This window comes from uncultured Oscillibacter sp. (assembly GCF_900544955.1).
Taxonomy (GTDB): Bacteria; Bacillota; Clostridia; order Oscillospirales; family Oscillospiraceae; genus Oscillibacter.
Genome location: NZ_UQXD01000003.1, coordinates 29886 through 42495 on the forward strand (window position 1 = coordinate 29886; position 12610 = coordinate 42495).

Genomic DNA, 12610 nt, shown 5'->3' on the forward strand with positions numbered 1-12610 from the left:
CAAACAGAAAGGGTTGGTTCCTCCCATGAGTAAAACCACCATCGGCATTGATATCGGCAGCTGCGAGCTGAAGCTGGCGCTGTGCGGCGGAGGCGCCGTGCAGCGCCTGGTGTCGGAGCCTCTGCCCGACCAGCTGGTGCGGGACGGCCGCGTGGTCTCCCCGGAGGCCATGGCCGCCTTCCTGAAGGAGACGGTGAAAAAGCACCGCCTGTCCGCCCGCCGCTGCGCCCTGGTCCTCCCCGCCTCCCAGGCCTTCGCCCGGCGCACCCTCCTCCCCGCCATGACCGTGGAACAGTTGCAGCTCAACCTGCCCTACGAGTTCCGGGACTACATCACCGAGGAGAAGGACAAGTACTTTTACGACTACGCCGTGCTCCGGATGGAGCGGGACGAGGCCGGCAAGCCCGCGCAGATGGAGTTGATGGCCGCCGCCGCTTTGAAAACCGTCATCCACAGCTACCGGGACATCTGCCGCTGGGCCGGGCTGAAGCTGGTCACGGCCCTCCCCACGGAGCTGGCCTACGTCAACCTCCTCCGCCGCTGCCAGGAGGCCAACCCCCAGGAGGAGCGGGAGTACTGCATCATCGACCTGGGCCACAGCGCCACCCGGGTGTACATCTTCACCGGGCTGCGGTTCGAGGTGTCCCGGGTGATCGAGTTCGGCGGCATCCAATTGGACAACGCCATTGCCGACGCCTTCCATGTGGACGTCCACATCGCCCGGGCCAGAAAGGTGGCCAACCGGGAGGGGGAGCTGGAGCTCCAGGCCTGCCGGGATCAGTACCGGGCCATGGCCGTGGACCTGATGCGGGGCATCAACTTCTACCGCTACAGCAACCCGGGCAGCCAACTGGACACCGCGTGGCTGTGCGGCGGCGGAAGCCGCATCGCCCCCCTGGTGGAGCAGCTCTCGGAGACCCTCTCCATGGAGCTGCACCCCATCTCCGACCTGCTGGCCCTGTCCGGGGCCGGGGCGGAGCAGGCCGACCTGTGCCCCGCCGCCATCGGCGCGGCGCAGCAGTAAGGGAGGGACGGACGCCATGACATGGAGACAGAAGCCCTACCCCTCTAAAACCACCCTCAACCTGATGATGAAGGAGAAGTCCCCCTACCCGCCCTCCCGCCTGGCGGCGGGTCTGGCGGCGGTGATTCTCCTGATTCTGCTGCTCACCAAATTTGCCGTGGTGGACCGGCTGAACGCCGCCGCCCAGGCCGAGCGCGACGCCGCCGACGCCCAGCAGCGCCTCTCCTCCCTCCAGCGGGAGACCACCGCCTACGACGCGGTGCGCACCGAGTACGCCCGGTATTTCTCCGCCCAGCTCACCGCCTCCTCCGAGGCCCCCGCCACCTGCATGGAGGTGCTGGCCCTCATGGAGTCCTGCCTGCTGCCGGACGCGGGCATCTCCTCCCTGGACTTCTCCGGCACGGTGATCCAGGTTCAGCTCACCGGCACGGACCTCAGCCGGGCCTCCGGCATTCTGGCCAGGCTCTACCAGAGCCCCCTGGTCTCCTCGGTGGACATCTACACCGCCGATGCCGGCGGGCGGAACGAGTCCGCCTCCGGCACCAGCGTCAACATGACCATCACCCTGCAATCGGCGCAGGCGGCGGAAGGGGGCGACGCGCCGTGATGAACCGGAAATTCACCACCCGGGAGAAGGCGCTGCTGCTGATTCTGGCGGTACTGCTGCTGGTGTGCGGCTACTTCGTGCTGGTCTTTCAGCCGGTGACCGACGCCATTGCCGACGCCACCCTGCGCCAGGCCGAGGCGGAGAGCGCGATTCTCATTGAGGAGACCCGGGCCATCCAGCTCCGCCAGATGCAGGAGGCCCTGGACAATCTGGAGCGCAGCGACCACCTCTCCCAGGTCCCCGACTACGACAACACCCAAAACGTGGTGCGCCTGCTCAACGGCGCCCTGTCCGCCGCGTCCAGCTACAATCTGGTCTTCACCCCCGTGGCCTTCGAGGGGAACATCGCCCGGCGGTCCATCGACATGACCTTCACCTCCGGCAGCTACGAGGGCGCCAAGGCCATTGTCCAGACCCTGTACGACGTCCCCTACCGCTGCGAGATCACCGCCCTGTCCCTCTCCTGCGCCGACGGGAACCAGGCGGAGGACATCACCCGGGGCCCGGTCTCCACCCGCCTGAGCATCACCTTCTTCGAGTACGCCGAGGAGCCCCCTGCGGAGGAGGAGCCCGCCGCCTGAGACCCAGACGCCAACCACACAAAACACCGCCGGTCCTATCAAGGACCGGCGGTGTTTTGTGCGCGCTCTCCTGCGCGCCGGAAGCGGCGTGAAAGGGGTACTCGGAAAGGAAATGCCGCAAAAAGGGGCGCCGCCGAAAGAACGCCGTGGGAAGCGCACCGCGAAAGGGGCGCCGCCGAAAGAACGCTGCGGAAGGCGCGCCATGGGAGGGGCACTCTGGAAGATACGGCACAAGAGGATCGCCGTGCAAACAAGCAGCGCGAAAGGGGATGTTCCAAATGCGATGCCATAAAATAGGACGCTGCAAAAGACATGGTGCCAGAGAGCGGCACGAGAGGGGAAGACGCAATGGGGCGGCCCGCCAGAGCGGAACAGCGCCCGGGGCACAGACACCCTCCCTGTCGGGCAGGCCGCGCCGCCGGGCGGCGTTCCCCTACCGGCGGGGCAGCATAAATCTCCTGCCAGGTCGGGCGCTCGCCCCCCTGCCGGGCCGCTACGCCTGAAAGCCGATGGTCCGGGCGGCGGGCCACGGGCAGTCCCGCCACTGGCCCTCGCCCTCCGCCGCCCGCCCGGTCAGCAGGTCGGTGGCGGCGTCCGCCAAAAAGCCCAGGTAGCTCTCCGCCGCGCCGTCGCCGCACAGCAGCTTCCACAGCAATCCGCCGAACAGGTAGGACTGGGCGAACTCCCGCCAGCTGTGCAGCTCCTCCGCCGCCCGCCGGGCGAGATCCCACAGGATGCCCACGGCCTCGCCCTCGGTGAGCCAGCCCAGGTAGCAGCCCCACCGGGCCAGCATGGCCGCCCGGCCTACATCCCAGCCGGTCAAAAAGCCCGGCCCGAAGTGCGCTTTGTAATGCTGCACGAACCGCCAGCCGCGGCAGACCGCTTCCCGCGTCTCGTCATCGCCGGTTTCGTCGATCAGCGCCTCCGGGGAGGCCGCCTCGCAGTACATCCGGTAGCGCAGGGCATAGCCCTCCCGGGCGAGGTCGCGGATGGTGTCCAGCAACTCGCCTCTCCCGTTGATGCCCCAGGTACGGCGCACCAGGGAGACGATCTGCTGCTCCATCACCGGAATGTGCTCCTCCACGTCCATGCCGTCCAGCCGGTGGTCGTTCAGGCTGGAGATGATGCCGGAGAGCAGGATGCCGAACCGCCCCCAGCGGGGATCGTCCCTGGCATAGGGGACCGGTTCCGACTCGGGAAGCGCCTCCACCTGCCGGAGCTTCTCCTCCAAAATCCCATAGAGCTCCTCCTCCAGCGCCAGGTCCAGCGCTTCCCCCTCGTCGTCCTCGTCGCCGCCGTCCTCCATCGCCAGGGTCTCCAGCGCGGCGGCGATCACTCCCATGTCCTCGCCGAAGAGCTGGCCCATCATGCCCTCCGCCCCCAGGGCGGCAGCCTCGGCCACCTTTTCGTCCACCATCTGCTGGATCATCGCCCCGGTGTCCGCCGTCTGGGCCATGTCCTCCGGGCGGAACATCTGCCCCAGAATCTCCACCTGCCGCTGCCGGTTGGCGGCGTCCTGTTCGGCAGCCCGGGCCTCCCGCTGCCGGGCGGCCCTCTCCTCCGCCGCTTTTTCGGCGTCCGCCTGCGCCCGTTCGGCGATTTTCCGGCTCTTTTCTATGGACTCATTCAGCTGCCGGGACGCGGCCTCGCTGGCCTCTTGGGCCCGCCGCATCATTTCCTCCATGTCAATCATGCCGTTCCTCCTTTTTCTCCCAATCCGGCGGGAGGGAATGCCACGGGGGCAGCTCCTTTTTCCGGAAGAACAGCCCCTTCAGGCCGCCCAGCGCCCCCTCCACCAGATGAAACCAGGCGTGGCCAGCGATGAAAACCACGGCCAGGACCACCAGCACCACGCCGATCTCTCCCCAGGGCATTTTCTTCCTCCCTACTTGGTCTGAAAATGATTCATAAAGAAATCGGTAAACGCCCGGACCTCTTCCTCCTGGGAGACATAGACGTACAGGCTCTCGTCCTCCAGCCAGTCGCAGAGGTTGATGCCGATGTAGCCCCTCCGGTCCGGGTAGATGATGAAGGCGTCGGTAGGGTACTTGTTGCGGTAGGCCTTGTGGATGTCCGAACGGCGGTAATACGCGGGGTCGCCGCAGCCGGAGAGATCCGGCACGGTGGGCACCACGGCGATGGTCTCGCTCTGCTCGTTCCAGCCCACGATCAGGTTGCCGATTTTGGTCTTGCTGCCGTGGACCAGCCCGTAGTTGAAGCGGCCCACGTCCTCCGTATAGCCGTATACCAGCCGGTAGGCGCCGCCGTCCTCCACCACCTGGTCAAAGAGCGCCCGCATCTTCTGGCGGTTGGCCTCGCTCTTGGCCAGGTCCACCTCCGGTCCCTTGAACAGCTTGCTGAAAATTCCCATGGTTGGTTCCTCCTCGTCTTTATGAATGGCTTTTATGTTTTTGTGGGATTAAAGGATGCCGAAACCCGCGCCGGAGCGCAAGGGGGTTTTTCGGAAAGGGGGGCGCCGTCCTGTCCGCGGCGCAGCGCCTCCATATGGTCCAACAGGGCGTTCAACTGAAAGGCCGCCATCTCGTCCGCCGCCTCTGGAAAGAGGAAGGGCAGGGTGTTGGGAATCGCCTTGCGGACGATTACCACCGACAACAGCAGGTTGCACAGAAATTTCGCGGTGTGCGCCTCTGCTGGAATGCCGAAAATTTCCAAAATGCTGGCGAAAAAGGTAAACTGCGTCTCCTGCAAGGCCCGGTGCTTGTCCGGCGACAGGTGCCGAAACAGCTCCTGCTGCTCCTCCACGGTCAAAATGGCGAAGCGGTTCCCTTCGGTGTGGCAGAAGTCGTACAGAAACTGCCGGACCCCGTCCCGCCAGCTCAGGGCCGGGTCCTCCATCAGCTCCCGGGCGTGGGCCACGATATGCGGCCGCTGCCGGTAAAACGCCTGCACCACCAGGTCCTCCTTGGCGGGAAAAAAGGTGTAGAAAAAGGTGCGGGAGATGCCGACGCGGGTGTAGATTTGCTGGACGGTGGTGTGCTGAACGCCCTGCTTTACAAACAGCTCCAGCCCCACGGCGATCAGCGCCTCCCGAATCTGCTCCCGCTCCTCCCCGGAGTACGCAATTTTCGGCACGGTCACGCCTCCCCTCTCCAATAAAAACAATTTTAATATTTTATCTTTATTTGTATCGTAACACACGCGGCGCCATTGTGCAAGTCCCGGCAGATGGTTTCTGCCCGGTGTTTCCGCCGCCGGACCGGCACGGCCCTGCCAATCTCCTCCTGCGCCGGTCAAACAGTTGCTATTTGCCCAGACATTTGCTATACTGAATGTTATCTACAGGCAGCGAGGCAGTCTCCGGGCGCATCTCCGCATTTGCGGGGCGCCGCGGGCAGCGCCTTTCCAAGCCGCCGCCGCGCCCAGGCCCCGGAACACGGCGCCGCAGGAGCGGGCAGGGGCTCATTTCTTTCCAAACCAAGACGGCCCGGGCGCCCCAGAGGCCCCCCGGCCGCCGCATCGTAAGGGGGATCATCGTGCAAAGACTGTTGGATGGGCTCAGCCCGGAGGGCGAGGCCCTGCTGGACCTCATTCCCGGCGGGGTCATGCAGTGCAAAAACGACGGCCAGTACACCATTGTCGGCGTCAACGAGGGGTTTCTCAGCATGTTCGGATTCACCCGGGAGGAGCTGGCATCCCAGTTTCAAAACCAGTTCCTCGCGCTGATCCACCCGTCGGACCGGCAGAACTTCCTCCTTGAAATCGGCCGGCAGCTGAACAAGGGCGACCGGCTCTCCCTGAGCTACCGGGTGCTCTGCAAGGACGGCGGCTACAAGTGGACCGCCAGCAGCGCCAAACTGTTCGGAGACGGGCGGGAGGAGCGCTTTTTCTGCATTTTCCTGGACCTCACGGAGGTGCGGGACGCCCAGGAGAAGCTGCGGCTGTCCCTGGAGCACCTGGAGATCATCATGAACCAGTCCTCGGACATCATTTTTGAGTGGGATTTTGCCGCGGACACCATCTCCTTCTCCCCCAACTGGCTGGAGAAGTTCGGCTATGCGCCCCACTACGACGGCAGCCTGCCCAAGCGGGAGCTTTTGCGCCATTTCCACCCCGACGACGTGGACCCCATGGCCGAGCTCCTGGAGGAGACCAAAAAGGGCGTGCCGAATTCGGTTCTGGATGTCCGCATCTGCAACGCCAAGGAGCAGTACATCTGGTGCCGCATCCGGGCCGCCACCCAGTACAGCGCCGATAAGACGCCGCTCCGCGCGGTGGGGACCATCTCCGACATCGACGAGGAGAAGCGGATGATGGAGGACCTGCGCCGCCGGGCAGAGCTGGACGCCCTGACGGGGCTCTACAACCACACCGAGATCCAACGGCGGGCGGAGTCGTACCTGGCGGGGGCGCCGAAGACGGTCTGCGCCATGTTCATCATCGATGTGGACGATTTCAAGCAGGTGAACGACCGCCAGGGGCATTTGTTCGGGGACGCGGTCCTGGTCGAGCTGGCGGCGGGCATGAAGAAGCTGACCCGGAAATCCGACGTGATCGGCCGGATCGGCGGGGACGAATTCGCCGTCTTTCTCAAGGACATCCCCTCCATCCAGGTGGCCGAGGAGAAGGCCGTCAAGCTCCTGAACCTCTTCCAGCACCTGTTCCAGGGGGAAAAGCAGCCCGTGGAGGTCACCTGCAGCATCGGCTTCTCCCTCTATCCCTGGGACGGCCGGGACTACCAGACGCTGTACCACTGTGCCGACCTGGCGCTGTACCAGGCCAAGAGCCAGGGGAAAAACCAGTACGCCCGGTTCGACGCAAAGAGCATGGAGACGGTGGACCGGATCGGCTACTCCTCCCTGGGCGCGGCCATTGATTCCGACAAGAGCGCGGATGGGAAATCCGGCGACCTGGTCAACTATGTGTTTCAAACCCTCTACGACACCCACGATATCGACTGCGCCGTGGAGGCGATTCTGGAAATCGTGGGCAGGCGCTTCGATGTCAGCCGGGCCTACGTCTTTGAAAACGCCCCCGGCGGGGCGTATACCGACAATACTTACGAGTGGTGCAACGAGGGCATCTCGCCCCAGAAGCAGTTTTTCCAGCATTTTCCCTATGACGCGGTGAAGGGGTACCAGGAGCTGTTCCGGGATCACGCCGTCTTTTACTGCCGGGACATCCACACCCTCTCCCCCGCCCAGGCCGCCCTGTTTGAGATGCAGGGCATTTGCTCCACCCTCCAGTGCGCCCTGTACAACGGGAAGGAATTCTGCGGCTTCATCGGATTTGACGAGTGCACGGGCCTGCGGATGTGGAACAAGGAGGAGATCGGGCTGCTCTCCCTGGTGGCCCAGCTGCTGACCACCTTCCTCCTGAAAAAGCGGGAGGCGGACCGCAACCAGCAGATCATGGTCCAGCTCAACACCATCCTGGACCTGCAGGACGCCTACATCTACGCCATCCGGCAGGACAACTACCAGCTGCTGTACCTGAACCAGAAGACCCTCCTCCTGGACCCCTCCGCCAAAATTGGGGACACCTGCCACAGGGCGTTTTTCGGCCGGGACCTCCCCTGTGAGACCTGCCCGCTGTCCGGGGCCACGGAGGTGTACAATCCCCAGTACGATGTCTGGACCCGGGTGCGGTACTCCCCGATGAAGTGGGAGGAGTGCGACGCCTACCTGATCAACTGCACCGACATCACGGAGTACAAGCGCCTCCAGGAATCGGAGTCCTGAGCCGCTCTCCCGGCCCCCGGAAACGGGGGTGCGTCAGAGGCCGCCCCATACGGGGCGGCCTCAGTCATTTGGCGGCGGCTCCGCCGGACGGCCCAGGAATGCCTGTAACGTCATCGCCTCGGCATCCTCCGGATAGCCCAGCCATTCCGGCAGGCAGGCAAAAAACGCCCGCTGGGCGTCCTTGTCCATGGGGGAACCGTCCAGATCGCACCGGCTGGTCTCCGGCTCCCCCTGTCCGTTGTAGCCGGAGACGGTGTGGCGCAGCACCCAGCGGCCATCCTCGAAGGAAAAGAGCCGGTATGCGTCATCACCGTCATTCCCATAGTGCAGCACCAGATCCTCCCCGTCCTGATAGCGCATCTTATTCCAGTAGGTAACGCCGTCTCCGACCCAGCCAACCCGGTTGGGGAGCGGGTTGTGGGACGCGAAGAAATCCGCTCCCAGGCAATCCGTCAGACCGCCGTCCGGTGCGGCGCAGTAAAGCCGGACTTGGATGCTGCCGTCATCACAGTTTTCCGCCGCAGCGAATTCACAGAGTCCGTCCCGATTGAAATCGTAGAAGACGCAGTTGTTCCCATGTTCAAAAAGTCGTCGTCCGCCACGTGGAGCCGCGTCTCATCCAGAATCCGCTGTGCCATCTGCCGGCAGGCCGCCAGCTGCGCCGCAGGCTCCGGCGTCTGCGCTGAATCTGGGCAGCCGGAGCCGTTCCCCGGTTGCTCCGCCCCGGCGGCGCAGCCCACCAGCAGCACAAGCAGGCACCCAGCCAAAAAAGACCGCCAGTCGTTTCCTCTCCTCATTGCTGTCCTCCCATCCGGGCAAGTGCCCCCCTGCCCCTTTTCCGTGAGAAATCCCCCATCCATCTTCCTTCCAGGCCATGACGCAATTCCCTCCACGACATCGGTACTGTCTCCCCGCGGCAAGCACGATGCATTCACGCGAAACGCAGCCGCCCACGAGTCCCTTTCAGGATGGTTCCATCCCCCGCAGCGGCTTCGGCTCCTGTCACACGTCTCGCCCCACCCCGGAACCGCCGAACCCTGTCGAGATCATTTTATGCGGTTTGTGCTCATCCGGCAAGGCCCTGCCCCCGATTGTGCTTCCGGTAAAGCCTCCCATGCCAGCGGAAAAATGACCAGACGGTGTAACCGTCTGGCCATTTTTTACGCACAGCAGCACTGTCCGCCTGACCGCAGCCGCTCACAGCCCCTTGCAGAACGGCTTTGGCTGACCGTAGGCGGGGTCCCCTGCGGGATAGTCGCTGCGGTAATGGCTGCCGCGGCTCTCCTTCCGCGCCTCCGCGGCGGCGGCAAGCAGTTCGCCGGTGACAATGCGGCTCTCCAGGGCCAGAAGCTCCTCCAGGGTCCCCTCCCCCGCCGCATCGCCGCTGCGCAGGGCCTCTTTCCAGCCGGCACAGCTCCGGCGGAACGTCCGCAGGCCGTCCTGATTCCGGACGATCAGGAGGTTTTGGTCCGCAGCGGTCTGCACCTCCCCCAGGATCTGCCGGTACCGTGCAGCGGACAGCCGTCCAAATCCCCGGAGGCGCCGCACCTCCTCGCTCAGCACTGCCTCATCCAGGCCTTTCCGCTCGGCATGGCGGGCAAAGTCGGCGGCAAAGACCCCCGCCCTGCGGCCAAAGACCATGCAGGTCAGGGACATGTTGCCGCCCAGCCGGTCCGCGCCATGGGGCCCAGCGGCGATCTCACCGGCCGCATAGAGGCCCGGCAGGCTGGTGGCCCCGCGCTCGTCGATCAGCACGCCGCCGTTGACGGCGTGCGCAAAACAGGCAACTTCGATTCTCTCCCGATAGAGGTCCACGCCGAGGCTCCGGAAGCGGTCATAGGTCAGCTGCCAAACGGATTGGAACCCCGGGTTTTCGCGGAACAGCCTCTGAAAGTCCGTCTCCAGGAAATCCAGGTAGACGTTTCCCCGGGGCGTCGGCACCCCGCTGCGGATCTCTGTCTGAACGGCGATCTCCAGATATTGGGAAACATCCCGGGTGCTGAACGGGAAATGCCCGCCCTTGGCCCGGAGGACCTGCGCTTCGGAGGCCTTCCCGCCGGTATACCGTTCAATGAACCGCTCCCCGTCTCCGTTGGTCAATCTGGGCGCCGCCTGCCAGAGCTGATTGCCGAACAGATTGGGCTGCGGCCACGCCAGGCCGATCCCCGTCTGGAGAAACTCCAGGTTTTGCAGGCAGGCGCCGGCCCGCCACGCCATTGCATAGCCGTCGCCGGTGATGAACTCCGGATAGAGATGATGCCGGAACAGGGTGCTGCCGCCGCCGGCAGCCAAAATCACGCTGCCGGCCAGAATGGGGGTCAGCTCCCCCTCCCGCAGCATAAACGCCCCCAGGCAGACGCCGTGATCCACGATCAGGTCCGTCACCGTGGCATCCTCCTGTATCTGGAGCTCCTTCCGCGCCGCCTGCCGGAGCAGCGTCAGCATGATGGGCTGAAAATGATCCTTCACCACATGCGACCGGGCCCTGCTGGAAAAGCAGGCGCGATAGCCCATATAGCTCCCGTCCGGGTTCCGGGCAAAGTGCATTCCGCAGCGCTCCAGATACGCCTTGGCGTCGATGGCCTCATCCGCCAGGATTCTGGCCAGCTTCAAGTCCGCCATCCCCAGTGCCGCGCGCTGGATGTCCCGGTAAAACACATCCGGGTTGTCCTCCGGATCAAACGCGCCGTCCGGAACGTTGAATGCGCCGATCTCCGCTACGCTGCAATAGGTGGCGCCGCTCTTGCCCAGGCAACCCTTGGTCACGATGGTGACGGACACGTTTTCCTCGGCTGCGGCGAGCGCGGCCCGCAGGGCCGCCCCGCCGCTTCCGATGACGAGCACATCCGTCCGGAGCGCAGGCGCGCACGTAAATCCTCTCGTGCCTCCCATCTCCCCGTCCTCAAAATGCGCTGGGCATCAGCAGCTTCGGCAAAAACAGCGCAATCTCCGGGACGAAGATGACCACCAGCACCAGCACGAGGAACATGAAATAGAACGGAAACAGGAGCTTGGCCGCGTCCATGCTGCGCACGCCCGCAATCTGAGAGGACAGCAGCAGGGTGATGCCGTAGGGCGGCGTCATCAGGCCAAAGCACAAGACCAACGAGATAACGATGGCCACATGCATGGGATCGCAGCCGATGGACAGCGACATGGCGTTGACGATGGGGTAGAAAATGACGATGGCGGGCAGCGCGTCCATAAACATGCCGATGATGATGAACAGCACGGTGAACACCAGCAGCAGAGAGGTCGTGCTGCTGACAAAGCGCGACATCACGCTCATCAGCAGATTGGGGATGTTCAGGTAGGCCAGCATCCAGCCGAAGAAGCTGGCGGAGGCAATGCAGAACAGGCAGGGCGCCGAGCTGATGGCCGCGGATTTGAACAGGCGGAACAGGTCCCTGGCCCTGATGGTCCGATAGACGAACATGGCGACCAGCAGGCAGTAGACGGCGGCGACCATGGCGGCCTCCGTGGCGGTGAAGATCCCGGCCACAATGCCCACAATGATGATGAACGGCACCAGCAGCGCCGGCAGGCAGGTCAGGAAGTCCTTCCAAACCTGGGCCAGCGGCGCCCGGCCATGGGCCGCCAGCAGGTTCTCCTTCTTCGCCGTGCGATAGACCACGATCATCTGGGTGATTCCCACCAAAATGCCGGGCAGCACGCCCGCCAGGAAGAGGGCGCCGGTGGAGACGCCGGCGGTGGAGGCGTACACCACCATAATCAAACTGGGGGGAATGATGGGGCCCATGGTGGCGGCCGCCGCGCTGATGGCCGCGGCCAGCTCCCCGCTGTAGCCGTTTTTTTTCATCATGGGGATGAACATGCCGCCGACGGCTGCGGCGTCCGCGGTGGCCGAGCCGGAAACACCGGCCAGCACCATGTTGCAGACCACCACGACATGGCCCAGAGAGCCGGTGACGTGACCCACACAGGTGTCGGCAAACTTTGCGATGCGGGTGACGATGCCGCCGGACTCCATAAAGGTCCCGGCCAGCAGGAACAGCGGGATGGCCAGCATCGTAAAGCTGTCCAGCCCCTGCCAGATCTGCTGGGCCACAATGATCAGGTCCACCCCCTCCCTCCACGCCGCCACGACTGCGGAGAGCAGCAGCGCAACGGCCACAGGGGCACGCAGCAGGCACAGCAGCAAAAAGGTTCCGAACAACAGCCATGCAGAGCTCATGTGTCATCCTCCCTTTTCTCCGCGCCCCTCTTCTTTGCATCCATACGGAGCCAGCAGCGATAGATCACCGCCAGAAGGATGACCACGCCGCACACGGGAATCATGCTGGTCAGATACGACATGCGGATGCCCAGGGCGGGCGAAAAGCTCTTGGCGCAGTTCTTCACATAGCGGAGTCCCTCGTAGACCAGCAGGCCGCCGAACAGCAGAACGCTGACCATTTCCACGCCGAACAGCACGCCGTCCAGCTTCTTTTCAATCCGCTCCGGAAAGACGCTGACCTTATAGTGGATGTCGTCGATGAAACCCACCGCGCTGGCCAGCAGCGCCATGCAGATGAAGGACAGCGTACTGCCCTCGTTCATCCACGTGACCGAGCTGTGCAGAACGCTGCGGAACAGCACGTCCAGACCCACCAGCACAAAGAAGAACGCCAGCATCATCCCGGCAAGGCCGTTGATACATTCCATCAGTCTTTTCATTGGACCATTCCCTTTCTATCAA

13 protein-coding genes are annotated in these 12610 nt (G+C 64.2%); 4 read left to right on the top strand and 9 right to left on the bottom strand.

Features of this window, described 5'->3' with window-relative positions; translation table 11 throughout:
• Window positions 1-25: 25 nt before the first annotated feature.
• Genes pilM through gspM form a run of 3 tightly spaced genes read left to right on the top strand, consistent with a single transcriptional unit; the run spans window position 26 to window position 2212 of the window.
• Window positions 26-1024: a pilus assembly protein PilM gene (pilM, locus tag QZS21_RS01375; RefSeq protein ID WP_295579333.1), complete on the top strand. Its 999-nt coding sequence runs from the start codon at window positions 26-28 to the stop codon at window positions 1022-1024.
• Window positions 1025-1040: 16 nt separating this feature from the next.
• A complete protein-coding gene (locus tag QZS21_RS01380; RefSeq protein ID WP_295579335.1) occupies window positions 1041-1631 on the top strand; it encodes a hypothetical protein in 591 nt (196 codons plus the stop codon).
• Entirely contained in the window at window positions 1628-2212 is a 585-nt protein-coding gene (gene gspM, locus QZS21_RS01385; protein WP_295579337.1) for a type II secretion system protein GspM, read from the top strand. Before QZS21_RS01380 ends, gspM begins: the two co-directional genes overlap by 4 nt.
• A 493-nt stretch (window positions 2213-2705) precedes the next feature.
• Here the strand turns inward: gspM and QZS21_RS01390 are convergent, their stop codons facing one another.
• The 4 genes from QZS21_RS01390 to QZS21_RS01405 are packed head-to-tail and all read right to left on the bottom strand — an operon-like array spanning window position 2706 to window position 5305.
• The gene (locus QZS21_RS01390) at window positions 2706-3905 is read right to left on the bottom strand and encodes a DUF1266 domain-containing protein (RefSeq protein ID WP_295579340.1); all 1200 of its coding nucleotides are present in this window, start codon (window positions 3903-3905) and stop codon (window positions 2706-2708) included.
• Entirely contained in the window at window positions 3898-4086 is a 189-nt protein-coding gene (locus QZS21_RS01395) for a hypothetical protein (protein ID WP_295579342.1), read from the bottom strand. The genes QZS21_RS01390 and QZS21_RS01395 overlap by 8 nt, the downstream gene beginning before the upstream one ends.
• Before the next feature lie 11 nt (window positions 4087-4097).
• Window positions 4098-4583, bottom strand: coding sequence for a hypothetical protein (locus QZS21_RS01400; RefSeq protein WP_295579344.1), 486 nt, complete (start codon window positions 4581-4583; stop codon window positions 4098-4100).
• A gap of 32 nt (window positions 4584-4615) precedes the next feature.
• Window positions 4616-5305 carry a TetR/AcrR family transcriptional regulator gene (locus QZS21_RS01405; RefSeq protein WP_295579346.1) on the bottom strand — a complete coding sequence of 230 codons (690 nt, stop codon included), beginning with the start codon at window positions 5303-5305 and terminating at the stop codon, window positions 4616-4618.
• A 401-nt stretch (window positions 5306-5706) separates the two neighbouring features.
• On the opposite strand from QZS21_RS01405, the gene QZS21_RS01410 reads away from it, so the two are divergent.
• Complete coding sequence (locus tag QZS21_RS01410; protein WP_295579348.1) at window positions 5707-7911, top strand: diguanylate cyclase domain-containing protein; 2205 nt, start codon at window positions 5707-5709, stop codon at window positions 7909-7911.
• A gap of 60 nt (window positions 7912-7971) precedes the next feature.
• On the opposite strand, the gene QZS21_RS01415 is transcribed toward QZS21_RS01410, so the two are convergent.
• From QZS21_RS01415 to QZS21_RS01435, 5 genes are all read right to left on the bottom strand, one after another.
• Window positions 7972-8271 carry a hypothetical protein gene (locus QZS21_RS01415; protein ID WP_295579350.1) on the bottom strand — a complete coding sequence of 100 codons (300 nt, stop codon included), beginning with the start codon at window positions 8269-8271 and terminating at the stop codon, window positions 7972-7974.
• A 92-nt stretch (window positions 8272-8363) separates the two neighbouring features.
• Complete coding sequence (locus tag QZS21_RS01420; RefSeq protein WP_295579352.1) at window positions 8364-8708, bottom strand: hypothetical protein; 345 nt, start codon at window positions 8706-8708, stop codon at window positions 8364-8366.
• A 400-nt stretch (window positions 8709-9108) separates the two neighbouring features.
• Window positions 9109-10755: an FAD-binding protein gene (locus tag QZS21_RS01425; protein WP_295579354.1), complete on the bottom strand. Its 1647-nt coding sequence runs from the start codon at window positions 10753-10755 to the stop codon at window positions 9109-9111.
• A 58-nt stretch (window positions 10756-10813) separates the two neighbouring features.
• Window positions 10814-12106: a TRAP transporter large permease gene (locus tag QZS21_RS01430; protein ID WP_295579356.1), complete on the bottom strand. Its 1293-nt coding sequence runs from the start codon at window positions 12104-12106 to the stop codon at window positions 10814-10816.
• The gene (locus QZS21_RS01435; RefSeq protein ID WP_295579358.1) at window positions 12103-12588 is read right to left on the bottom strand and encodes a TRAP transporter small permease; all 486 of its coding nucleotides are present in this window, start codon (window positions 12586-12588) and stop codon (window positions 12103-12105) included. The genes QZS21_RS01430 and QZS21_RS01435 overlap by 4 nt, the downstream gene beginning before the upstream one ends.
• Window positions 12589-12610: the final 22 nt, after the last annotated feature.